Annotated in this window: 22 protein-coding genes and 2 tRNA genes; 10 read left to right on the forward strand and 14 right to left on the reverse strand. The window is 34.1% G+C overall.

Annotated features, from left to right (window positions below; translation table 11 throughout):
• Positions 1-47: 47 nt before the first annotated feature.
• Positions 48-446 (reverse strand): hypothetical protein, encoded by a 399-nt coding sequence (locus Z053_RS0119640; RefSeq protein ID WP_025666683.1) that lies wholly within the window; start codon positions 444-446, stop codon positions 48-50.
• 150 nt (positions 447-596) lie between these two features.
• Between Z053_RS0119640 and Z053_RS0119645 the strand changes: the two genes are divergently transcribed.
• The 3 genes from Z053_RS0119645 (at position 597) to prfA (ending at position 4354) form a co-directional block, all read left to right on the forward strand.
• Positions 597-1421 carry an AraC family transcriptional regulator gene (locus tag Z053_RS0119645; protein ID WP_025666684.1) on the forward strand — a complete coding sequence of 275 codons (825 nt, stop codon included), beginning with the start codon at positions 597-599 and terminating at the stop codon, positions 1419-1421.
• 26 nt (positions 1422-1447) lie between these two features.
• A complete protein-coding gene (locus Z053_RS0119650; RefSeq protein ID WP_025666685.1) occupies positions 1448-3133 on the forward strand; it encodes an amidohydrolase in 1686 nt (561 codons plus the stop codon).
• A gap of 144 nt (positions 3134-3277) precedes the next feature.
• Positions 3278-4354 carry a peptide chain release factor 1 gene (gene prfA / locus Z053_RS0119655; protein WP_025666686.1) on the forward strand — a complete coding sequence of 359 codons (1077 nt, stop codon included), beginning with the start codon at positions 3278-3280 and terminating at the stop codon, positions 4352-4354.
• Between the two features lie 66 nt (positions 4355-4420).
• On the opposite strand, the gene lgt is transcribed toward prfA, so the two are convergent.
• The 4 genes from lgt to folE all read right to left on the reverse strand — a co-directional run bounded on the left by lgt (position 4421) and on the right by folE (position 7958).
• A complete protein-coding gene (gene lgt, locus Z053_RS0119660) occupies positions 4421-5350 on the reverse strand; it encodes a prolipoprotein diacylglyceryl transferase (protein ID WP_025666687.1) in 930 nt (309 codons plus the stop codon).
• Between the two features lie 117 nt (positions 5351-5467).
• Positions 5468-5722: a membrane protein insertion efficiency factor YidD gene (yidD, locus tag Z053_RS0119665; protein WP_025666688.1), complete on the reverse strand. Its 255-nt coding sequence runs from the start codon at positions 5720-5722 to the stop codon at positions 5468-5470.
• A 23-nt stretch (positions 5723-5745) separates the two neighbouring features.
• Positions 5746-7242 (reverse strand): cysteine--tRNA ligase, encoded by a 1497-nt coding sequence (cysS, locus tag Z053_RS0119670; RefSeq protein ID WP_025666689.1) that lies wholly within the window; start codon positions 7240-7242, stop codon positions 5746-5748.
• 38 nt (positions 7243-7280) lie between these two features.
• On the reverse strand, positions 7281-7958 hold the full coding sequence (gene folE / locus Z053_RS0119675; RefSeq protein ID WP_025666690.1) for a GTP cyclohydrolase I FolE: 678 nt from the start codon (positions 7956-7958) through the stop codon (positions 7281-7283).
• A 238-nt stretch (positions 7959-8196) separates the two neighbouring features.
• On the opposite strand from folE, the gene Z053_RS0119680 reads away from it, so the two are divergent.
• A complete protein-coding gene (locus Z053_RS0119680) occupies positions 8197-9684 on the forward strand; it encodes a T9SS type B sorting domain-containing protein (RefSeq protein WP_160170127.1) in 1488 nt (495 codons plus the stop codon).
• Positions 9685-9748: 64 nt separating this feature from the next.
• Here the strand turns inward: Z053_RS0119680 and Z053_RS0119685 are convergent, their stop codons facing one another.
• The gene (locus Z053_RS0119685) at positions 9749-11260 is read right to left on the reverse strand and encodes an OmpP1/FadL family transporter (RefSeq protein ID WP_025666692.1); all 1512 of its coding nucleotides are present in this window, start codon (positions 11258-11260) and stop codon (positions 9749-9751) included.
• Between the two features lie 97 nt (positions 11261-11357).
• Entirely contained in the window at positions 11358-12470 is a 1113-nt protein-coding gene (locus tag Z053_RS31135; RefSeq protein WP_152538348.1) for a hypothetical protein, read from the reverse strand.
• Between the two features lie 99 nt (positions 12471-12569).
• Here Z053_RS31135 and proS point away from each other — a divergent pair, with 99 nt between their 5' ends.
• The 4 genes from proS (at position 12570) to rpsT (ending at position 14619) form a co-directional block, all read left to right on the forward strand.
• The gene (gene proS / locus Z053_RS0119705) at positions 12570-14048 is read left to right on the forward strand and encodes a proline--tRNA ligase (protein ID WP_025666695.1); all 1479 of its coding nucleotides are present in this window, start codon (positions 12570-12572) and stop codon (positions 14046-14048) included.
• Positions 14049-14125: 77 nt separating this feature from the next.
• A tRNA-Glu gene (locus tag Z053_RS0119710) sits at positions 14126-14197 on the forward strand.
• Positions 14198-14264: 67 nt separating this feature from the next.
• Positions 14265-14336: transfer RNA gene (locus Z053_RS0119715), tRNA-Glu, on the forward strand.
• Between the two features lie 34 nt (positions 14337-14370).
• The gene (gene rpsT / locus Z053_RS0119720; protein ID WP_024770782.1) at positions 14371-14619 is read left to right on the forward strand and encodes a 30S ribosomal protein S20; all 249 of its coding nucleotides are present in this window, start codon (positions 14371-14373) and stop codon (positions 14617-14619) included.
• A 100-nt stretch (positions 14620-14719) separates the two neighbouring features.
• Here rpsT and Z053_RS0119725 read toward each other — a convergent pair whose 3' ends face one another.
• The 4 genes from Z053_RS0119725 to Z053_RS0119740 form a co-directional block, all read right to left on the reverse strand.
• On the reverse strand, positions 14720-15199 hold the full coding sequence (locus Z053_RS0119725) for a hypothetical protein (protein ID WP_152538349.1): 480 nt from the start codon (positions 15197-15199) through the stop codon (positions 14720-14722).
• Positions 15200-15433: 234 nt separating this feature from the next.
• Positions 15434-16687, reverse strand: coding sequence for a glycosyltransferase (locus tag Z053_RS0119730; protein WP_316930200.1), 1254 nt, complete (start codon positions 16685-16687; stop codon positions 15434-15436).
• A gap of 47 nt (positions 16688-16734) precedes the next feature.
• Entirely contained in the window at positions 16735-17511 is a 777-nt protein-coding gene (locus tag Z053_RS0119735; protein WP_025666698.1) for a zinc ribbon domain-containing protein, read from the reverse strand.
• Positions 17512-17514: 3 nt separating this feature from the next.
• Positions 17515-18609 carry a Nif3-like dinuclear metal center hexameric protein gene (locus Z053_RS0119740; RefSeq protein WP_025666699.1) on the reverse strand — a complete coding sequence of 365 codons (1095 nt, stop codon included), beginning with the start codon at positions 18607-18609 and terminating at the stop codon, positions 17515-17517.
• 105 nt (positions 18610-18714) lie between these two features.
• Here Z053_RS0119740 and lpxK point away from each other — a divergent pair, with 105 nt between their 5' ends.
• Positions 18715-19725 carry a tetraacyldisaccharide 4'-kinase gene (gene lpxK, locus Z053_RS0119745; RefSeq protein WP_025666700.1) on the forward strand — a complete coding sequence of 337 codons (1011 nt, stop codon included), beginning with the start codon at positions 18715-18717 and terminating at the stop codon, positions 19723-19725.
• Between the two features lie 99 nt (positions 19726-19824).
• On the opposite strand, the gene Z053_RS28980 is transcribed toward lpxK, so the two are convergent.
• Genes Z053_RS28980 through lipA form a run of 3 tightly spaced genes read right to left on the reverse strand, consistent with a single transcriptional unit; the run spans position 19825 to position 23978 of the window.
• Entirely contained in the window at positions 19825-22047 is a 2223-nt protein-coding gene (locus Z053_RS28980; RefSeq protein ID WP_025666701.1) for a tetratricopeptide repeat-containing hybrid sensor histidine kinase/response regulator, read from the reverse strand.
• A 29-nt stretch (positions 22048-22076) separates the two neighbouring features.
• On the reverse strand, positions 22077-23081 hold the full coding sequence (gap, locus tag Z053_RS0119755; RefSeq protein WP_025666702.1) for a type I glyceraldehyde-3-phosphate dehydrogenase: 1005 nt from the start codon (positions 23079-23081) through the stop codon (positions 22077-22079).
• A gap of 24 nt (positions 23082-23105) precedes the next feature.
• Positions 23106-23978 carry a lipoyl synthase gene (gene lipA, locus Z053_RS0119760; protein WP_025666703.1) on the reverse strand — a complete coding sequence of 291 codons (873 nt, stop codon included), beginning with the start codon at positions 23976-23978 and terminating at the stop codon, positions 23106-23108.
• Between the two features lie 277 nt (positions 23979-24255).
• On the opposite strand from lipA, the gene Z053_RS0119765 reads away from it, so the two are divergent.
• Positions 24256-24486 (forward strand): hypothetical protein, encoded by a 231-nt coding sequence (locus Z053_RS0119765; RefSeq protein ID WP_025666704.1) that lies wholly within the window; start codon positions 24256-24258, stop codon positions 24484-24486.

Genomic DNA, 24486 nt, shown 5'->3' on the forward strand with positions numbered 1-24486 from the left:
AATAAGTTGTTAATAGATTATTTATAAACGAATAGATGGATAAGATTTTATCCTATAAAATTGAAATGAAAAGCATCTTCTTTACCATTGTAAGAAGAATTGTACGAAGTATTTATTATTTTATGTTTGTTATATAAACTAATAAAAATGGATTGATCATTTTTGAAAACCCTACTAAGCTTAGTGTGATTTAATGATAGTAAAACCAGATACTTATGGTCGATGTCTGAAAAATCCTTACTTTTTTCTGGATCAATTACATCACTAAAAAGAATACTATTTTGAGATGAAGAGAATTCTTTGGGTGAAACCAGTAATTCAATAGTTTCTTTAAAATCAACAGGCTGCGTGTAATTAGAATATCCTCCAATAGAGATTAAAAGAATAAGTATACCTAACCATTTAGGAATAGGAAAACTAAAATATGTACCTGTACGATCTTGCATATCAATACAAATTTACGATTTTTTAATTAGGGTAAGATAATACGATATTGCAATGATGATTATGTATAATTGTCAATATAGGACAATACCATAACTTGCTATATTTCATAAATTTGCAATGTGAATAAAAAGGATGTTTATATAAAAAGAATGCAAAGTACAGCTTTGTATTTGCGAAATAATTTCAATACAACTTTTGAGATTAAGAAGCTTGAAGAAGTCTCTAATTTTTCATATCGAAACTTACAACGCATCTTTAAAGGATATTATAAAGAAACCATTGGAGCTTATATTACCAGGCTTAAGGTAGAAAGCGGAGCAAAAATGCTTTTGTATCAAAACCAGACGATATCACAAATAGCAATAAAAGTTGGGTATTCTGATTTACAAGCGTTTAGTAAGGCTTTTAAAAAACATTTTGGTATTTCTCCTCAGGAGTATAAAAGTAAAAAAGAAGACATCTTAACGTCGGTAGTAAAGAATACGAAAATAGTAATGAGTTTTTATGAAGAAAAAATAATCAACCTGCCAGAACAAAAGGTTTTTTATAAAACGATTATGGCAGATTATTATAGTGATAAGATTGAAGAGGTTTGGGATGAATTACATGAAGAAGCTGTAGGACTAGAGGTAAATATATCTGCATCAGAAAGTATAGGGATTATTTGGGATGAACCATTAATATCAGAGGCAATTCGATGTAACTATGATGCTTGCTTTACACTACCTCAAAATTGTGATTTTAAAAATAAATTCAGCGTGAAAATTTTACCAGAACAAACATATGCAGTTTTTACACATTATGGGGCTTATGGTTTATTACAACATACTTACGATAAAATTTTTGGGAATTGGATATTAAATACACAACATGAGGTATCTGAATCCCCTTTTTTAGAATTGTATAAAGTAAATAGTATGCATAGCGAAGATCCCAAAGAGTATGTAACCGAAATATATATCCCCATAAAATGATAATATCAAATATTAAAAACAATCAAATGAAACTTATAGCCTTTATTATAACATTAATAGTAAGTGCAAATTCTTGTAATAAAGATGATAATTCTATATCTAATCAAGAGCAAAAAGTTAAAGTAGCTTATATCAACGGTGCAATTTTTACGGTAAACCCAGAGCAGGTATGGGCAGAGGCTATAATTGTTGAAGGAAATAAGATAATCTATGTGGGAAATACAGATAAAGCGCTGGCGCAGATAGGTGAAGATACAGAAGTAATAGACCTTAAAGGAGCTACAGTAATACCAGGGATACACGATGTACATATGCATCCGTTAGAAGCCTCATCAGAAAATTTTAAGTTTATTTTAAAAGAAGATAATGATCCCGAAAATTATGTTCCCACAATTCGTAAAGCTTTACGTGATTTTCCTAATGAAGAATGGCTTTTGGGTTGGGGTGTAGATTTGTATGCACTTCTTGAAACCAAACGTTCTCCTATAGATATTTTGGATGATATTAGTAGTACTAGGCCTATTGCAATTATGGAACGTACTTCTCATTCGATCTGGGTAAATTCTAAAGCGCTAGAAATAGCAGGGATAGATAGTAATTCTAAAGATCCATCAGGAGGAATTTATATGAAGGATGAAAACGGTAACCTTAATGGAATTCTTATTGATAATGCAGGAAACCTTATTTTAGATTTGGCATTGGCTCCAACTAGTCAAACTAAAGCAAATGATTATAATGGTTTAGTAAATTTTGCATTACCAGAACTGGCTAAAAATGGAATAACCTCTATTTGTGATGCGCGAACCTATTGGAAAAGAGATCATCATATCATATGGAAACGAGTAGAAAAAGAAGGAAAACTTACTGCTCGGGTTAATTTAGGACTATGGGCATATCCCATGCAGGATGATGAGTCGCAAATATCATTACTAAAATCATTATATGAGAATGATGATAATCGTCTTTTAAAAATAAACCAAATCAAGCTATATAGTGATGGGATAGTACATAATACAACTGCGGCAATGCAAGAAGAATATCTAATAGATCTTTTTCAGAAACCGAATAATAACGGATTGAATTATTTTACCCAAAACCGAATAACAAGCTATATTCAACAATTAGAAAATGTAGGGTTTGATTTTCATATTCATGCTATTGGAAATAGGGGAATCCAGGAGTCTTTAAATGCGATAGAAACAGCAAGTACTGGTTCGGGAAGGCATAGAATTACACATGTCGAAATAGTAACCCCATCAGATTTGTCACGTTTTTCTCAATTAAATGTTACTGCAGATTGCCAGGTAGCAGGTGATTTTACACAACCAGATCATTGGAGTGAGAATGCAGAACTTATAGGAAAGGAAAATTCACAAAACCTGGTTCCTATTAAGAGTTTAAAAGAAGCTAATGCCAGAATTACATTAAGTAGTGATTGGGATGTAAGCAGTATCAATCCATTTGTAGGGATGCAAAATGCGGTAACACGTTTTCCACAAAATATAACCATAGAAGAAGCTGTAAAAGCATATACACTCAATGGAGCTTATGTTATGAGACAGGAGACAGAAGTAGGATCTCTTGAAATAGGAAAAAAAGCAGATTTTGTAGTATTAAGTCAAAATATTTTTTCTGTAGATCCTAATAAAATTGCCAATACCAAAGTAGATATGACTGTATTTGATGGAGAAGTAATTTTTGAAAGAAAATAAAAGCCAAAAACAATAGATGTTGTAAGGTTAGGTAACTTCAAATCTGGTTTGTAAATAAAATTGATTTGTAATCTTATCATGCTGTATGAGCTTTTGACAAAAAAGCTTACTTTTGTAAATTCTACAGAATAGGAAGAATACACTATGATTGATAAATTAAATATTGTAAAGCAACGATTTGATGAAGTGAGTGATTTAATCATTCAACCGGATATTATTGCAGATCAAAAAAAGTACATACAGCTTAATAAAGAATATAAAGATCTTAATGCACTTATGGATGAAAGAGAGCGATATATAGAGCTCACTGATAATCTAAAGGAAGCCGAGGAAATTATTGCTGATGGTAGTGATGCAGAGATGGTAGAAATGGCCAAAATGCAGCTAGAAGAAGCTAAAGAAGAATTACCAGGTTTGGAAGAAAAAATTCGCTTTATGCTTGTGCCAAAAGATCCCGAAGATGCTAAGAACTGTGTAGTAGAAATTCGCGCAGGAACAGGAGGGGACGAAGCGAGTATTTTTGCAGGAGATTTATTTAGAATGTATACTAAATATTGTGAAGGTAGAGGATGGAGTACTAGTGTTGTAGATCTTAATGAAGGAACCAGTGGTGGTTATAAAGAGATTATTTTCGAAGTTAATGGTGAAGATGTTTATGGGACATTAAAGTTTGAAGCAGGTGTACATCGTGTACAACGAGTTCCTCAAACCGAAACACAAGGTCGTGTACATACCAGTGCTGCCACCGTAATGGTTTTACCTGAAGCAGAAGAATTTGATATCGAACTCGATATGCAAGAAGTACGTATAGAACGTACTACTTCTACAGGACCAGGAGGGCAGTCTGTAAATACTACATATTCGGCAATTAAATTACATCATGAGCCAACAGGAATGATTGTAAGTTGCCAGGATCAGAAATCATCACATAAAAACCTCGAAAAAGCATTGAAAGTATTGCGTTCTCGATTGTATGATTTAGAACTGGAAAAGAAGCAAGCAGCAGATTCTGAGAAACGTAAAAGTATGGTTTCATCCGGAGATCGTTCTGCAAAAATTAGAACCTATAACTATCCACAAGGTAGGGTGACTGATCACCGTATTGGTTTAACCTTATATGACTTAGGTAATATTATAGATGGAGATATTCAGAAAATTATTGATGAACTTCAATTGGTGGCGAATACAGAAAAACTAAAAGAATCTAACGAGATTTTTTAAAATAAAACTAAACGCATAAAAAAAGCCGATGTATCTTACATCGGCTTTTTTTATGCTATTTTCTATTTAATTAACTTCTGTTTTCTTTCGGGATCGTATTACAAAATACAAGCCAACAATAATAAAAGGAATACTAAGCCATTGGCCTGTTGATAGCAAACCTAAGGCGCTTTCAAAACCTCCCTGGCTTGATTTAACGTACTCTACAATAAAACGTACCGTAAATATTAGAATTAAATACATTCCGAAAAGAAACCCACTGTTTTTTCGTTTATCAGTTTTCCAATAGATTAACCATAGGATAATAGATACAAATATATATCCAAAAGCTTCATATAATTGAGCTGGATGACGATATGGAATAGCTTCTAGTAAGTTAGAGAATTTAGGATTTTCTACGATTGCAGAATATGCTTTATTAACGCTATCCATTCCGGTTTCTTTTAAAGCCTCTCTTTTACTTATACCATCACGTATAAACTTTACTCCAAAAAAAGAATCTCCAGATTCTTTTCCAATAATCTCAGAGTTAAAGAAATTACCTAATCGAACAAAAATACCTCCAAATGCTGCAGGAATAGTAACTCTATCTAAAACCCAAAGCGGATGTTTATGTAGGACTTTTTTAGAGTAATAATACATTGCAATTATAAAAGCAATAGCAGCCCCATGACTCGCTAATCCCTGAAAACCTATAAACTCAAACGCTGGCTTAAACCTGAAAGGCAAAAGAATTTCTAAAAGATTGTTTTTGTAATAATCCCAGTCATAAAAAAATACATGCCCTAACCTGGCGCCTAATAATGTACCGATAACAGCATATATAAATACAGAATCTAGTTTTTCCATAGAGACATTCTCTCGGATATAGATTTTTTTCATTAGGTACCATCCTAGTGTAAAGGCAATTACAAACATTAAGCTATAAAAACGAATAACAAAAAAGCCGAGATCTATTCCCTCAACCGGATTCCAGGTAATTTTTGTAAATATCATGCGTGAGTTTTATTTTTCAAAAGTAAATATAGGTATTTATATGAGAAACGTATTACATATTCATATATTGAAAAAATGACCATACGTTTTATAAATACAATTATTATGAAAGGATCTTTATTGTTCACTTTTCACAGATTCATTCTCAACATCAGGAACTGGATCATATCCACTACCTCCCCAGGGGTGACAACTAAAAATACGCTTAATTGAAAGCATTCCTCCTTTAAAAAGCCCATGTTTTTGTAACGCTTCAAGAGTATAATGCGAACAAGTAGGCTGATAACGGCAGGTAGCAGGAGTTAATGGTGATATTAGGTTTTGATACAGCTTAACCAATACCACAAATGGAAATATTAAAATTTGTTTTATGGTCGTCTTAAAAGCCAAAATGGTTAATTTAATGAAAAGCTAGTGCCATCCCTGCCATCCTTAAGTTGAATGCCAATTTCTATAAGTTCATCTCTAATTTTATCACTAGTGGCAAAATCTTTATTAGCTCTTGCTTCTGCTCTTAAGTTAATCAATAATTCTACCGCTCCAGAAAGCTTATCGCTTATGTCTGATGCAGTTTCATTTATGTTCACCAATCCAAGAACGTCAAAAACAAAATCATGTATGGTTTTACGTAATAATTCGAGATCAGTTGCAGAAATTGTAGCCTTTTGTTCTTTAACGGTATTAACAAACTTAACGGCATCAAATAACTTAGCAATTAGAATAGGACTGTTAAAATCATCATTCATTGCATCATAGCATTCTTGCCTCCAGTTTTGAACATTAAACCCTTTGGTGGTCGAGTTAGCTGATAGCGTATCGATAGTTTGTATTGCATCTATCAATTTATAAAACCCTTTTTCTGAAGCTTCTAATGCATCGTTAGAAAAATCCAAAATACTTCTGTAATGTGCCTGAAGCATAAAAAACCGAACAATGCTAGGGTCAAATGGTTTGCTTAAAAAGTTATTATTGCCCGAAAATAATTCTCCCGGGGATATGGTATTCCCGGTTGATTTAGACATTTTTTTGCCATTAAGAGTAAGCATATTGGCATGCATCCAATAATTTACAGGGGTTTGACCACAAGCGGCTTCTCCCTGTGCAATTTCACATTCGTGATGAGGGAATTTTAAATCCATTCCTCCTCCATGAATATCGAATCGCTCACCTAAATATTTGGTGCTCATTACAGTACACTCTAGGTGCCAACCTGGGAAACCATCACTCCATGGAGATGGCCAGCGCATAATATGCTGAGGTTCTGCTTTTTTCCAAAGCGCAAAATCCTGGGGGTTCTTTTTATCACTTTGAGCAGATAACTCCCGGGTATTTGCAATCATATCCTCGAGATTACGCCCACTTAACTTTCCGTAATGATTAGTTTTATTAAATTTCTGAACATCAAAATAGATAGAACCATTTGATTCGTATGCAAAACCATTATCGATAATCGTTTTGATAATTTCAATTTGTTCTACGATATGTCCAGTAGCCGTAGGTTCTATACTTGGTGATATTGCATTAAATTTAGACATAACATGATGAAAATCTAAAGTATATCGCTGTACGATTTCCATAGGTTCTAACTCTTCTAATCGTGCTTTTTTGGCCACTTTATCTTCGCCTTCGTCTGCATCGTTTTCAAGATGACCGGCATCGGTAATATTTCTAACATAACGAACTTTATACTCCAGATGTCTTAGGTATCTAAATACCAGGTCAAAAGAAATAAATGTACGACAGTTTCCTAAGTGTACATTGCTATAAACCGTAGGGCCGCACACATACATTCCTATATTACCTTCTGTAATAGATTTAAATGTTTCTTTTTGACCTGAAATGGAATTATAAATTTTTAATTCCTGAGTTTTATACAACGAAGTTGCTGCCATGATGTAGAGTGATGCTTATGATTTTGTTGAAAATAAAATTAAAAGGTAGTGTCTAATTTGATGTAATCCAAAAATTCTCTTTTTACAGATTGCTCTTTAAATTTACCGCCAAACTCGCTAGTAACCGTACTGCTTTCTATGTCTCTGATTCCTCGAGAATTAACACATAAATGCTTTGCATCGATAACACAAGCTACATCCTTTGTTCCCAGAACTACTTGTAAATCTTGAACGATTTGCATGGTTAGACGTTCCTGTACTTGTGGACGTTTTGCATAATAATCAACAATACGATTCATTTTGGATAGTCCAACTACGGTACCATTAGAGATATATGCCACATGAGCCCGACCAACAATTGGAAGTAAATGATGCTCACAAGTAGAATATACAGTAATGTTTTTCTCTACCAGCATCTCTCCATATTTATAATGATTGTCAAATGTAGAGGCATCTGGTTTTCTTTGAGGATGAAGGCCCGAAAAAATCTCATTTACAAACATTTTTGCTACACGTTGAGGAGTACCTTTAAGACTATCATCTGTTAGATCTAGTCCCAAAGTTTCCATAATATGTTTTACATCTTCTTTAATCAAAGCAATTTTTTCGGCATCGCTAAGTTTAAAGGCATCTTCTCTAAGAGGAGTGGTAGCGCTAGTAGCTACATGATTATCACCTAGCGCTTCAATAGCTTCGAGGGCCTTGTCAATTTTCACACTTCAAAATTTTATAATTTATCAAAATTCTCACTTTTTTGTTTTTTGTAACATAAATAGAATTGTATTAATGAATACCTTCTATATTATGGTGTGCAAAGATACGATTTTGTTGTTTTACTTAGTAAAAGCTATGTTAAACAATTGTAGATATTAGTTTTCTTGGAGAAGTTCTGTATATTTAAGTCCCAAATTGAACTGTAACACACGAAAAATAAAGTTTTAACGTTATATGAAAATGGCAAAAGGATTACCTCAAATTTTGTTACTTTTTAGCATTCTTGTTTTTAAAAGTACGCTTTTTTATGCTCAGGACTTTGATGTAGCTTGTAGAGCTGCTCAACCTTTTTGTTCTGATGCTTCTTTAGAATTGACTTTCCCTAATGTAACTGGTGATATGGATGGTCTTGGTGAAGTGGGTTGTTTAAATACTACTCCTAATCCAGCATGGTACTTTATTCGTATTGATCAACCAGGAGAATTGATTTTTGATATTCAGCAATGGGTCGATAGTAATGATAATAGTAATTTAGACAGAGGAGAAAGGCAACTTGATGTAGATTTTATTGCCTGGGGACCTTTTCCTACTTCATTTGTGAATTGTGATATTCTTTCTCAGGGATGTGATAATAATGGGGACGGAGATAATATACGTCCTGCAGAATGTGTAAATAATGTCGATGATCCTGATTATTATATTAATAATATGGATAATACTAATATTATAGATTGTAGTTATGCAAGAACACCAGATGATGATATCTATATAGAAACACTAACAATACCTAATGCGCAATCTGGCGAGTATTATATTATTCTAATTACTAATTTTGCAGATGAGGCAGGGGTTATTCAACTTCAGCAAACCAATCTTAACGAAGATAATGCAGGAACTACAGATTGTAGTATTTTAGAACCAGGTGTAGGACCTGATATTGCTACATGTGGTGAATTTCCGATTACTATAGAAGGAAGGTTTCCTAGAGCTGTAACGTATCAATGGGCAAGAGCAGATGTAGGAACTACTAATTTTGTGAATGTTCCGGGACCTCCTGGAGTAATACCATTTTTAGAAGTTACTACAGAAGGAGTGTATCAATTAAGAGGTTTTGATGAAACAGGAGCAGAGGTTCCTGATTCTCCTGATGATTTAGTAGTTCTGGATGTTTCGGATGCTGTTGTTTCTGTAGGATATTCTATTGCAGAAGAGTCTTTTGCAGGGCGGTATACTATTACGGCAGAAGTAGTTGCTGCTCCTGATGTAGAAGCTGCAGGGTTTGATGATTTTGAGTATAGGCTCGACCGGGATATAGGAAATGGCTTTTTAGAATATAGGCCTTTTCAGTCTTCGCCAATATTTACTAATGTTCCGCCAGGAGATTATTTTATTACAGCCAGATATGCAAACTGTCCTGCTAGTGAAGAAATATCTGATGTTATTATGATTTTAGGATACCCTAAATATTTTACACCTAATGGGGATGGCTTTCATGATACCTGGAGCCTGATTAATATCGAAGGCCAACCTGCGGCACTAATCTATATATTTGATAGATATGGTAAGTTGTTAAAACAACTAAGGGCAGGTGGACCAGGATGGGATGGTACCTATAACGGAAAAAATATGCCTTCTTCAGATTATTGGTTTAGAGTAGAATTTAATGAACCCAGAGATCCGAATATGCGAAGGAGAGTTTTTGCAGGTAATTTTTCATTAATACGATAAAATACTTTTATACAAAAAAACCGAGATGCTATGATCTCGGTTTTTTTGTATGATAAATACTATTCTAGAAATTCATGCCAAAAGTAAATGTAAGATTTTGCATTTGACTATCTACAAGAGCTGCATTATTAAAACCAGAATTAGGATAAAATTGCTCGGTACGTTCTTGTTCGCTGTAATCATAAGCAATATCAATTTTAAATTTTCCAAAAGAATACCCTGTTCCAAGAGAATACCCTATTTTTTCTCCAAGGATCAAATCATTTTTATATGGGCTTTCTTCAAAACGATATCCACCTCTAATGCTCCAGTTTTCAACTCTCCATTCGGTACCAATTCTTATGCTAGAAGCACCTTGTAAATTGTCGTTAATTTCCCTGTTAAGATTAGAGAAGCTAATGTTTTCGTCAGAGCTTAGTTTTGTTGTAGAATAATCTTTGTATGAGTAATCGACACTGATTAATCCATGTTGTTTAAATAATACAGCAATACTACCTGTGGCTTTTGCGGGTGTGCGTAATTTATATTCTGGGAAAATATTAATAACATCGGGATCAACAATAGATCTTCCGTCTATATCGCTAAATGTTTCTAGGCGCTGAGTGGTCTCTTCTTCAATATAGTACCAGGTAGGAGATTCAAAAGAAGCTCCTAAGCGAATCATTTCAGATACCTTGGCAATACCCCCAACTTGAGCAGAAAACCCTCCACCAGTAGTAGATAATTTATTGGTAAATGTTACTTCATTAACATTGCTGCCTGCATTGTTATTTCCTTCAAAAAACTCAGTAACTCTATCGTAATTAATAAAATGAGAGTTGATATTAAATCCTACATAAAAAACTTGATTAATTTGCGCACCTCCATTTAAGGTGAATTTTCCATTTAAACCTGTGCTTTCATAATAGTATTCCTGATCAAAAACACCAGGTGCAATATTCGAGAAATAAGAAGTGTTATTAGGATTGTCAACATCAGTTGCTTCTATAACAAAAGCTTCACGACCTAGGAATGCTTGTTGAGCAGCATAGCCTTCAGATTCTCCAAGAAAACTATAAAGCTGGTCTATAGATTCTCCCGATCTTCTCGAAATCAGATCCAGAGGCAGCCCTTGGGCTTCGGCAAGAAAAAAGTTGTCGATAGAATTAGAACTTCTCCCAAAAGCAGCAAATTCATTGGCGTTATTTGCAGTCTGATCATACGCTAATCCTAATGAAAGCTTATTAATGATCGCATCATCACTGTAATGATCGAAAACAAAAACGGCTCCTACTTGATTAAAATTTAAATTTCTAGAATCACGATTAGTTAAACGATTAGAGTAGTTTATGTCGTTATCAATATGACTAGTTGAAAGGGTAACCGATCCATGAGGATTTAAAAAAACGGCTGATCCTGCAGGGTTAATTTGCAGTGCAGATAAATCCCCGCCCAAGGCGCCAAAAGCACCACTCATAGCTCTGTAGCGTGCGGTACCAAGGATATCTTGTTGTGAATAACGTAATGCATCGGTAATATCTTGAGCACTCAAAAAAGACATAGATAGTATACCTATGAATAAGAATAGCTTTTTCATCAATTTTTTAAATTTTGAATTACAGAATACCTCAAAAATAAGTAAGATATTCGGGAAAGTTATCTAACAATTGGTTTATAAGTTTGAATTAAGTTTTTTAATTTCTTCCGCGACTTCTGCTTCTGCTACCACCACGACTTCCGCTACTTCTAGACCTGCTGCTACTTCCTGATCGTGAATACCCACTGCTACGAGGCGCACTACTTCTTGAATACCCAGAACTTCTACTTCTTGAAGAATTATTCGACGAAGGAGAGTATCCTCTGCTTCTTGTTGAATTACTTCTGGATCTTGTCGTTGTTGCTGGTCTAGTGTATCTTGTCGAATTACTTCTGCCTACCGAAGATGATCGCGAACGAGAATACGTATTATTTGAAGATCCGGATCTGTTATAATAGTTGTTTGATGAAGATCGTGTTCTTCTGGCAGCATCAACTCTTCTGTTGCTATATCCTTGTCTGCTTCTGCTGTAAGTTGAAGATCTTCGTGACCTTGTGCTGTATTTTGAATTATTATATGCTCTGCGACTTCTGGTAGAGTAAGCGTAAGAGTTTCTTGCACTCCTGTTGTATGCTCTGTAACGAGATCTTCCATAATATGGATACCTGTTATAGTAAGGGCGATAATATCCTCTGTAATATCCCGCATAACCTCCATAATAAGGAGGGCAATAGTAACCACCATACCAATAAGGGTTACCCCAGCCAAATCCCCATCCAGGACCATTCCATCCCCATCCGGTGTTCCATCCCCATCCTGCATTCCATCCCCATCCATTACCGTACCATCCATTCCATCCCCATCCAGGACCCCAGTTATTCCAACCAGTATTGTAAAGGTTAACGCTGATTTCTGTAGGGTTGCTGCCCCATGCTGGTTGTCCAACTTCATAGTTTAATGCAGTAGCAGTAGTATCTGCAGCATCATAACCTTCGCTAGAATAAGAATCAATATCGGTAAAAATTGCATCTTCCTCAATTGCGGTATCGATTTGTGCAGATTTTTCAGAAAAATAGCTAGAATAATAATTAGATTTTTTATCTGTATTATTAGGTTGGGTCTCAATGTTTTTTTGGCTTGCCGCGTCGCCATAAATACCATCTCTATAAGGAGTGTATTCATACGAACCACAAGACGTCAACATAAGGATGGCTGCTAAAAGTAAAAAACCTAAAGCTCCACTTCTCTGAAAATAATTTTTAAGTCGCATATCTTCTTATTTTATTGTTGAACATTACAAATTTAGTTAGTTTTGCGCTAACTAAATTATATTTAACAGAGCCACAACATTTGTGCCAAATAGAAGTTTATGAGTAAGAATTTAACAAAGCGTAGTGAAGATTATTCAAAATGGTATAACGAATTGGTCGTTAAGGCCGACCTGGCCGAGAATTCGGCAGTAAGAGGGTGTATGGTGATTAAGCCGTATGGGTATGCTATTTGGGAAAAAATGCAGGCAGAATTAGATAAAAAATTTAAAGAAACAGGGCATCAAAATGCTTATTTTCCATTATTTGTGCCTAAAAGCTTATTCGAAGCAGAAGAAAAAAACGCAGAAGGGTTTGCTAAAGAATGCGCAGTAGTTACTCATTATAGATTAAAAACTGACCCAGAAGATAGTTCTAAGCTTATTGTAGATCCTAAAGCTAAGTTAGAAGAAGAGTTGATTGTACGTCCAACTTCTGAAGCTATTATTTGGAATACATATAAAGGATGGATACAATCATATAGAGATTTGCCTTTGTTGGTGAATCAGTGGGCTAATGTAGTGCGATGGGAAATGCGGACTAGGCTATTTCTTCGAACTGCAGAGTTTTTATGGCAAGAAGGGCATACAGCTCATGCTACAAGGCAGGAAGCAATTGCAGAAACAGAGCAAATGAATAATGTATATGCGGATTTTGCAGAGCAATTTATGGCTATTCCTGTAATAAGAGGAAGAAAAACAGAGAGTGAGCGTTTTGCTGGAGCAGAAGATACATATTGTATTGAAGCGTTAATGCAAGATGGAAAAGCTTTACAGGCAGGTACTTCGCACTTCTTAGGGCAGAATTTTGCAAAAGCATTTGATGTAAAATTTACGTCAAAAGAAGGTAAGTTAGATTATGTATGGGCTACTTCATGGGGAGTTTCGACTCGTTTGATGGGTGCTTTAATTATGACTCATAGCGATGATAATGGTTTGGTTTTACCACCTAATTTGGCTCCTGTTCAAGTAGTAATTGTTCCTATATATAAGGGAGAAGAGCAATTAAATCAAATTTCTGAAGTTGCTAATGCATTGGTCACTGACTTAAGATCTAAAGGAATTTCTGTTAAGTTTGACAATAGAGATACGCATAGGCCAGGAGCTAAATTTGCTCAGTATGAATTACAAGGAGTTCCTCTTAGGATTGCAATTGGACCTAAGGATTTAGAAAAAGGAACTGTAGAACTTGCTCGCCGTGATACATTAACAAAACAATTTGTTGCTAAAGATGAAGTTGTTGAAACAATAGAGTCGTTGCTTGTAGAGATTCAGGAAAGTTTACATCAAAAAGCAACTCAATATAGGGATGAACATATTACAGAAGTAAATTCTTTTGATGAGTTTAAAGATGTTTTGGAGAATAAAGGAGGGTTTATTTCGGCACATTGGGATGGTTCTGCAGAGACAGAGCAAAAGATAAAGGAGCTTACTAAAGCTACAATACGATGTATTCCTTTTGATGCAAAAGAAGAGGAAGGGAGCTGTGTTTATAGTGATAAGCCATCAAAAATGAGAGTGTTATTTGCTAAGGCTTATTAAGGGTTTTAGAAAAAAATAAAATAACACTTGCAGCATTAAAAAATAGTTGTATTTTTGCATCCGCAATTAGACAACATGGCCCGTTCGTCTATCGGCTAGGACGCCAGGTTTTCATCCTGGTAAGAGGGGTTCGATTCCCCTACGGGCTACAATAATGAAATTAATTGCAAATTTAAAGTGAAAGCTATAAATTTGCAATCCTTGAAAAGGGAAAATGGCCCGTTCGTCTATCGGCTAGGACGCCAGGTTTTCATCCTGGTAAGAGGGGTTCGATTCCCCTACGGGCTACAAATTTTATAGTAAGAAATTTAATAGAAGAGAGATGGCAAATCATAAGTCAGCATTAAAAAGAATCAGAAGTAACGAGACAAAACGTCTTAGAAACAGGTATCAGCATAAAACTACACGTAATGCTATAAAAAAATTACGTGAGTCTGATAAGAAAGAAGCAGAGACTTTGTTTCCTACAGTTGTTTCTATGCTTGATAAGTTAGCTAAGAATAATGTTATTCATAAGAATAAAGCTGCTAACTTGAAATCACAATTAGCAAAACACGTAGCTGCACTTTAAGTAGCGGTACTTTTATTATAATATTAAAATCAGGAGTGATATGTTATGGTGTCACTCCTGATTTTTTATTTATTTTGAGAATTGTTATTTTTTTAGAAGTTTAGAGAATAATTATAATAACAAGTCCATTAGAACAGACAATAATGATGATTATTGTTACTCTTTTGCCTTCATGTGTAACTCCTTCAAAAACAGTTACAGGTTCGTTTTTGTATTCGTGATGTACCTGAATTACTTCCCCGTTTATTCGATGTTCAGCTAGTCCAATTCCAGAAAATTGTCTTTCGGTGATTCTGTAATCGGCAAAATCATCTTTTTTGAGATTTGCTTTTTCTAAAAATGTTTCTAAGGTGATTTCTGTACCTCTACGCTCCATAGGGTATTCATCTGCTCGTATAACACCATATTTTTCGTGATAATCGAGTTTAATATCATCAGGTATTTCGGATCTCTTGATTCCAATGATATCTTCCTGGGTAATTACTTCCTGAGTTTCGATTGTAGTGTTAACTTCTTTTTCACAAGATGAGAATAATAGTAACATAAAACTCGCCAAGATAGTTAGTGTGAATTTTTTCATAAGGTTTTAAGATTTATACTAGTTTCGATCAAATTTATATAGTAATAGAAACCAGTACTAGTTGTTCGTACTCTGTTAAAGGATTTTCTGATTCCTCCTAAAATTAATTTTGTTGGTAAAGTAAAATTAGAGATATTTTTATTCTAATAAAAGGGGGATTTCCCCTATTTTTCAATTTTATTAATTGATTTACAGTAGGTTACAGGGGTAGTGTTGTTTTATAATGCGAACTCACTAAGCTTTGTTTTTTTCTTCTATCCATCTAGACATGAATTCGGTGCTTCGTAGTGTATGATGCTGTAGTATGCTACCGATAAAGTTTTTGGTACGATGTTTATTAAGGTCTTTTTGAAGTTTAGAAACCTGATTGAGAAACGGGGTACAGAACTTTTTTTTCTGAAACCGTGTATTTGTAATCTCTATTCCGTTTTGTTGTGATTGTTGCCAGAGGCTTTCGTTATTATATAATCTTATGGCTGCTTTGGCAAATTTTGAAGGGTCATCGATAACAAAACCGTTCCAATCGGCTTCTTCATCGAGCATTCCTTCTGCCCCTATAGAGGTGGTTACGCTTGGTGTGCCACAAAGCATGGCCTCTGCGAGTTTTCCTTTAATTCCTGCTCCAAATCGCAAAGGGGCAAGGCAAACGCGGGCTTGCGACATTATTTCTGTTGCACTTTTTGCCCATCCTTTAATATGAAACCCTTCTTCTGGATTGTGTAGTTGTGTTGCTTTAGGAGGAGGGTATGATCCATAGATATGCAGTTCTGTTTCTGGAAGCTCTTTTCTGATTAATGGCCAAATAACTTCTTTAAGGTATAACACACTATTCCAATTTGGTTCATGGCGAAAATTTCCTATAGTAACAAAGTGTTTTCTGTTTTTATACTCAGGCCATATTTTTTTTATCTCTGTAGTGATGGGGTCAAACAGAAAAGGTAAATAGAATAATAAGTCTTCATTTATTTTAAAGATCTCTTTAAGAAGTTTTATTTCAAAATCAGAAATAATTAGGGATAGATCGCATCGATATATGCTTGCAATCTCTCGTTTTGTAATGTCACTAGATAAAAGAGCGTCGTTGTTAAAAGTTGCATTGCTTTTAAATAATTCTTGCCGGGTTTTTCTAAGACTATGTAGGTCTTCTGTGTTTAATATTTTTAATGCATTAGGGCAATATTTTGTGACTCTCCATCCGAACTGTTCTTCAGTCATAAATCGATCAAACATCACTATGTCTGGTTGTTGTTTTTTGATAAAATCATCAAAACTAGAATTGTTAAGCTCTATTGTTGCTTTAGTGATGTTTGTGTTTTCGAGATTTACCATGCGCTCTGTTTCTGCTGCGGGGCTGGCAAAGGTGATTTTCCAGTTTTGAGCTTCGAATAGTGCTATAAGCTGCATCATTCTGCTTCCTGCTGCCGAAGAATTGGGTTCTGGCCAAACAAAGCCTATGATGAGGATATGATTCATTGTTTGTGCAATCAAAAAAGCCTCAGTTTTACTGAGGCTATATGTTGTTAAACTAGTATTTATTATAGTTTTGCAAAAAGTGCATTCATTTTTTCTTTTTCTTCTTTTGCAAGTTCTTGGTCAACTAAAATTCGACCACTGTGTTCATCTGTGATGATTTTCTTGCGAGAAGCAATTTCCATCTGTACTTGCGGCGGAATGGTAAAGAACGACCCTCCAGAAGCACCACGTTCAATTGGCACAACAGCAAGTCCGTTTTTTACATTACTACGTATTCTTTTGTAAGCATTGATTAAACGTTCTTCGATCTCTTTTTGGTAATCTTCAGACTTAGAGATTAAAGCTTGTTCTTCTTTTTCAGTTTCAGCTAAAATAGCATCAAGCTCTCCTTTTTTGTGAGAAAGATGAGAGTTACGTTCTCCAAGCTTTGTTTTGGTCTGATCGATGATCTCATTTTTTTGAACAATCTGAGCTTTGTGTTCCTTGATATGCTTTTCTGCTAATTGAATTTCTAATTCCTGGAATTCAATTTCTTTACTAAGTGAATTGTACTCGCGATTATTGCGAACATTTTTTTGTTGCTCTCCGTATTTTTTGATTAATGCTTTAGCTTCTTCAATTAGATTTTTCTTGTTACTAATACCTTCGGCGATAGTTTCAAGATCATTGTTTAGCTTTTCTAATCTTTTGTTTAATCCGGCTACTTCATCTTCAAGATCTTCAACCTCTAAAGGTAATTCTCCGCGTACGTTTCTGATCTCATCAACTCTAGAGTCTATTAATTGCAAGTCATATAGTGCTCTTAATTTTTGCTCAACAGTAACTTCTTTCTTTGCCATATTTTATATGTATTGAATAGGATTGGTGTTTTTATCCGATAAAATGATTGCAAAATTACTGATTTTTTTTCTAAGATAACTAACAATTAGGTTTTTTGTGTATTGTTCGCTCTCATAGTGGCCAATATCGGCTAATATTAGCCTTCCTTCGGCTTCATAAAATTGATGATATTTTAGATCTGAAGTGATAAAAATATCTGCACCTGCTCGATGTGCATTGGCAATAGCAAAACTACCGCTACCGCCAAGAACAGCTACTTTTTTGATAGGCTTGTTTAGTAATGCTGAGTGTCGTACACATCCGGTTTTAAAAATATTTTTGATGTGTTTTAAAAAATCGAGCTCTTCTACCGGGTTTGGAAGCTCCCCAATCATACCCATCCCAATATTTTGATTTTTATTTTCAAGAGTGGTAATTTCATAGGCTACTTCTTCATAAGAATGATTTTCAAAAAGAGTTTTAAGAATTTTACCTTCACAATGTTTGGGGTATGTAATTTGAATCTGAGTTTCTTTTTCGCGATGTGTTTTTCCGATTTCACCAATTGATGGGTTTGCAGTATCAGAAGCTCTAAATGTTCCTGTTCCTTCAGAAGAAAAACTACAATTATCGTAATTACCAATGCTTCCTGCTCCGGCTTCAAATAGCTTGTTGCGTAATGCTTCGGCTTCAGTAGTAGGAGCAAAGGTGACTAATTTCTTTATATTTCCGCTTTGCGGGATAAGAATTTTGCGATTTAGAAGTCCTAATTGCTCGCATATCATATTATTTACTCCGTGTATCGCATTGTCTAGTGCTGTATGAATAGCAAAAATGGCAATGTCATTTTTAATAGCTTTCATTACTACTCGCTCTACATAGTTACTGCCATTAAATTTTTTGAGTCCTTTAAATACGATAGGGTGAAAACTTATAATGAGATTACAGTCGTTTTCTATTGCTTCATCTACTATGTTTTCGAGAGTATCCAGGGTTACCAGCACCCCCGTTACTACAGTTTCACGACTACCAACCAATAAACCAACATTATCAAAATCCTCTGCGTATGTGATTGGAGCTAAAGTTTCAAGATGCTGTATAACCTCTTTTATTTGCATTATAATATGTTTTTGAATAAAAATTGAATGTAAAAAAACTTTTATCAATAATCAAAGTTTCGTTTTATACTTTTGTTGCACTGATATATTGAAAATTTTAAACGTGTGAATTTACTGCGAAAAATACTTTTACCTTTTGTTCCTTTTTATTATTTGATTACCTGGTTGAGAAATAAATTGTATGATCTGGGGATTAAAAAATCTAAGACATATACCTTTCCGATAATAGCAGTAGGGAATCTTAGTGTAGGAGGAACAGGTAAATCACCGATGGTAGAATATTTAATTACTTTGCTTAAAGATAAGGTGTCATTAGCAACACTTAGTCGGGGATATAAAAGAGAAACCAAAGGATTTAAGCTGGTTGCTACTTCTTCTACGGCAAAACAAGTAGGAGATGAGCCACTTCAGTTTAAAAGAAAATTTACAGATGTTGTTGTAGCGGTAGATGCAGATCGGCGTAGTGGAATTTCTAATTTAAGATCATTAACACCCGAACCGGAAGTAATTTTATTAGATGATGCTTATCAACATCGTAAGGTAAAAGCAGGATTCTATATTTTGCTTACTGCATATTATGATCTTTACTGTAATGATATTGTTTTGCCTACAGGAAATTTAAGGGAACCAAAAAAAGGGGCTGATCGAGCTGATATTGTTGTAGTTACAAAATGTCCTAATCCATTGTCTTTTGAAGAAAGAAAAAGAATTACAGATAAACTTGCGATAAAACCCAATCAAGATTTGTTTTTTACTACTATCGATTATGGAAATGATATCGTAAATATTTCTGGAACAAAACCAATCGGTTCCTTACAAACTATTCATTTTACTTTGGTGACAGGTATAGCTAATCCTACTCCTTTATTAGATTATTATACTTCTTTAGGGTTAACATTTGATCATATTAGTTTTCCTGATCATCATAATTTTACCGATACTGAATTAGATAAATTAAATGGTCTTGAATTTATTATTGCGACAGAAAAAGATTATGTGAGATTAGCTTCGGATATTTCTGAAGAGAAATTATGGTACCAGCCGATAGGAGTAAGGTTTGTAGAAGGAGCTTCTTCTTTTGATGATAAAATATTGAAGTTTATTGAAAAAAAATAAGATCCTATAGTAGGATCTTGTTTTTTAATTCTGGCTAACTCAAATAAGTTTATTTATAAACTCGGTTAACCTTTGTTTCTCAAAAGCCATGCCAAATCACTAAGCAGTGGCTTGTTTTTTTACCAATGCTTTGTGGAGTTTTGTGAAAAACTCTTCAGTTTTATATGGTTTTGGTATGATGTCATTAAATCCATTATCGTAGAACTCATCCAGATTATCATCTAGGGTAACGGCTGTTAATGCTATAATTGGAATTTCTTTATTGAATTTTCTAATTTGTTTGGTGGCTTCAATTCCACTGATTCCTGGCATATGGATATCCATAAGAATAAGATCAAAAGCGTTTTCTTTTGTTTTATTTACTGCAATATCACCATTATCGGCAACATCACATTTTATCTCATTCTTTTCTAAGATTTTTCTCGTAATTAGTTGATTGATTTTATTGTCTTCGACCACCAGTATATGTTTGTCGATCATTATGCTGTAATCAATTTTCTTAGCTTCTTCAGTATAGTTGGTGCTTTTGTCTTCAAAAACTTCGAATTTAAGATCAAATAAAAATTTTGATCCCTTGCCTAATTCACTTTCTAGTTTGATCTCACTATCCATTAAGGATAATAAATTCTTTACTATTGATAGTCCTAAGCCCGTACCACCAAATTTTCTATTAATTTGTACAGAACCTTGAGTAAAGTTTTCAAAAATACTAAGTTGCTTTTTTTCTGATATTCCTACTCCGTTATCTTCGATTTCAAAACTAAGCGAGACTTTATTATCGGTTCGATTAATTGGTTTTACTCGTATCCAAATATCTCCGTTTTGTGTAAACTTTATAGAGTTTCCGATAAGGTTAATTAAGACTTGAGAAACTTTAAGTGGGTCTCCTTTAAGTTTAGCTGGGATAGACTCATCAAATTCGTAATGTAAATTATTATTTCTGTCTTTAGCAGATTTGCCCAGCGCTATTAATACATCGTTTATTCGTTTTTTTAAATTGAATGATGTGTTTTCTAGTTCTACTTTGTTAGCTTCAAGTTTATTGAGATCCAGAATATTATTAATTAGTGACAAAAGATATTCTCCAGAGAATTTGAGAGAATTAAGGTGCTCTTTTTGATTAGGTGTAGGGCTTTCTTCGAGTAACAAATGCGTTAATCCTGTAACAGCATATAATGGTGTTCTTAACTCGTGTGTTATTGTAGAAAGGAATTGAACTTTGGCTTCACTAGCTCTTTCTGCATTCTCTTTTGCCAGTATAAGTTCTGTATTTTTATTTTGTAATAATTCATTTGCTCTGGCTCTTAGGTTATTATTTTTATAAAGAGAAAGCGTTAAAAGAGATAATATTGTTATTAAAGCAATACTTAGTATGGTAGTAAGTCGTCCTAATTTTAATGACCTTTGTTGTTGTATGTTTTCTTCTGTTAACTCTTCTATTAGAACATTGTTTTCATTTAGATTTAGTTTTGCACCTGCTTCCTGAGCTATAATTTCTTTATTGGTGTTAAAAAGAGCATCTTTTATTTTTTCGTGCGCTCTAAGATTCTTAAGAGAAGCAGGATAATCTTCTTTTCGTTCATATATCTGGCTATACAGTTCGAAACATTCTGACTGTATTTCTGCATATCCCATATCTTCACCAATTTGCATAGCCAAATCATTGGTTTTCATGGCTTCATCAGGTTGGTTCATTGATAACTGTGCTCTAGCTTTATTTGTATAGAGTTTTGCTTTGAAATAATACTGATCAAATGAATTGATGATAGGAAGCCCGCTGTTAAAGTGTTGTATAGCCAATTTGGGTTTTTCTTGAGCGAGAGCTAAAAGTCCAAGATTTAATTTTATAGGTCCTTCCTGATTTTTGTAATCATTTTTTTTGGCTATTGCTAACGCGTTTTGAAGGGATTTTAATGCTGTTTTAAATTTTCCAAGCTTTGTGGCAATTGATCCATATATACTATATGAGGAAACAAGCATAAATTCGTCATTGGTTTCATTCTGAAAAGCAATAGCATCTAGGATTTGCTCTTCAGCTTTTTTTAGATCCCCCAATTCGCGGTATAGCTTAGCAAGCACCATATTGGTCTTTGCTATATAGGTTTTATTTTGTTGTTGTAAAGCAAGTTCTTTTGCGTTGATAATATTAGAAAGTGCAGTTTCTAATCTAGTTTGATCAATAGATTGTGAAGCATTCATCAAATAGCTCTCAATAGAGTCTTTCATTTGATTGTTTTCTGAAAGCTCAGTCGTTTGTGCAGAACCAAAAAAACAACAAATAAGTAAAAATTGCGCTATAAAATATTTGATTTGGGTTGGCATTTTCCTCTGAAATATCTCAACTAAGATAGTTATTTCTTACAAATGTTAATAATTAAATCAATTATTCTATTACTATATCCTATTTCATTGTCATACCAACCTATGATTTTTACCATTTTTCCTATCACAGAAGTCATTAAAGAATCAAACGTACAAGAGTACGGATTGCCAAGTATATCAACAGATACGATTGGATCTTCTGTGTATGACAAGATGCCTTTTAAGCTGGTTTGAGAGGCTTTTTTAAATTCGTTATTAATTTCTTCAATAGAAGTTTGTCTTTTAACATTAAAGGTAATATCTGTGAGTGATCCATTTGGGACAGGGACTCTTATACCACATCCTCCTATTACATCACTTAGTTCGGGAAAAATTTTTGTTAGTGCTTTTGCTGCGCCAGTTGTTGTAGGTACTATAGATTGACTTGCGGCTCGTGCCCGTCTTAAATCCCTATGTGGTTGGTCATGTAAACTTTGATCAGTAGTATAACTATGTACTGTGGTGATATAAGCTTGTTCAATTCCGCATAAATCATTAATTACCTTGATCATTGGTGCTGCATTGTTTGTGGTGCAAGAAGCATTAGATAAGATAGTCTCTGACCCATCAAGTATATGATCATTTACACCTATGACGATAGTTTTTATACTATCTTCTATAGAAGGAGCAGATAAGATAACTCTTTTTGCTCCGGCCTTGAGGTGTTTTTCTGCATCAGGTCTGGTTTTAAATTTTCCCGTTGATTCGATAACAATGTCTACATCATATTTTTTCCAGTTGCAATGTTCGGGATCTTTTTCATTAAGTAATGGTATTGATACATCTTGTACTATAATATGATCTTTGGTATGTGATACCTCATAAGATAAAATACCATGTATACTATCATATTTAAGAAGGTGACTTAAAGTTTTTGAGTCGGCGAGATCGTTTATTGCTACAACTTGTATACTAGGATGATTAATTAATAATCTAAACAAGTTACGGCCTATTCTTCCAAAACCGTTGATGGCAATTCTAATAGGTGTATTCATTAAATCCTTACTACTGTTTTTGGATTAAGTTAAATGCTTTTGAGCTTTATATGAAGATCTTACCAAGGCACTACTTTCTACATGCCTAAATCCCATTTCTAAACCTATTTCTTCATATTTTTTAAACTGATCCGGAGTTATAAATTGTTTTACAGGAAGATGTTTTTTACTTGGTTGCAGATATTGTCCTATTGTAACGATATCTAAACCTACTGTTCTAAGGTCGCTTAGTGTTTGTATCACTTCTTCTTCTTTTTCACCAAGTCCTAACATGATTCCACTTTTTGTACGTTCAATACCATTTTCTTTAAGGTATTTTAATACTTGTAAGCTTTGCTCATATTTGGCCTGGATGCGAACCTCCCGAGTTAGTCTTTTTACAGTTTCCATATTATGAGAAACAACCTCTGGTTTTACTGTAATGATTCTATCTATATTTTTTGTTTTTCCTTGAAAATCCGGAATTAGTGTTTCTAGTGTAGTTTCTGGACTCATTCTGCGAATAGCTTGAATAGTTTCTGCCCAGATAATTGACCCACCATCTAACAAATCATCTCTATCTACAGATGTAATAACAGCATGTTTTATCTTCATCAATTTTATAGATCGAGCTACCTTTTCGGGTTCTTCCCAATCTACAGTTTCTGGTCTTCCGGTTTTAACGCCACAAAAACCACAGGAACGGGTGCATATATTACCTAATATCATAAAGGTAGCAGTTCCTTCACTCCAGCATTCCCCCATATTAGGACAGCTTCCTGAGGTGCAAATAGTATGTAAGTTATATTTATCTACTAATCCCCGAAGCTCTGTATATTTCTTTCCCGTGGGAAGTTTAACACGTAACCATTTTGGTTTTCCTTTAGGAGGTGCTACACTAGCAACATTGTTATTCATACAAGCAACATTTTTAGCAAAAATACAAAGAAAGCTTAGATTAGGATGAAGTTTTGAATAAAGTTAATACATCGTTTTAAGAGGCATCTTGATTTTGAAAAAGAAGTACATTGTTAAACTGCTTGATATTAAAGGAGAACAAGAGCTATAGTTTCTGTAGATTTCTCCTTACAGTAAAACCATATCTATACAAAGTCTTAACATCAGGTTAAAATTAAGTTAACGTAAAATTTTTTTTGAATTTGACAGTTATCTCATGTGATAAAGAGAAAAAATCATGCCTGAAGAATTGATAAGTCTTAAAAAAACAAAAAACAATCGAAAGCGTGTAGAAAAATGGTTGCTTAATAACCAGAAGTATATTAATATCACTGCTATAGAAAAAGAGATTTCTGCGCCAAAAGGATTGATACAAAAGTTTGTGAAATACGATAAAAAGATCAACGACAAATGGATTGATCCATTATATAGTGTTATCAAAAGGTTTACTTCTTTTACCTTGCGATAG

The organism is Aquimarina megaterium XH134, assembly GCF_000520975.1.
Taxonomy (GTDB): Bacteria; Bacteroidota; Bacteroidia; order Flavobacteriales; family Flavobacteriaceae; genus Aquimarina; species Aquimarina megaterium.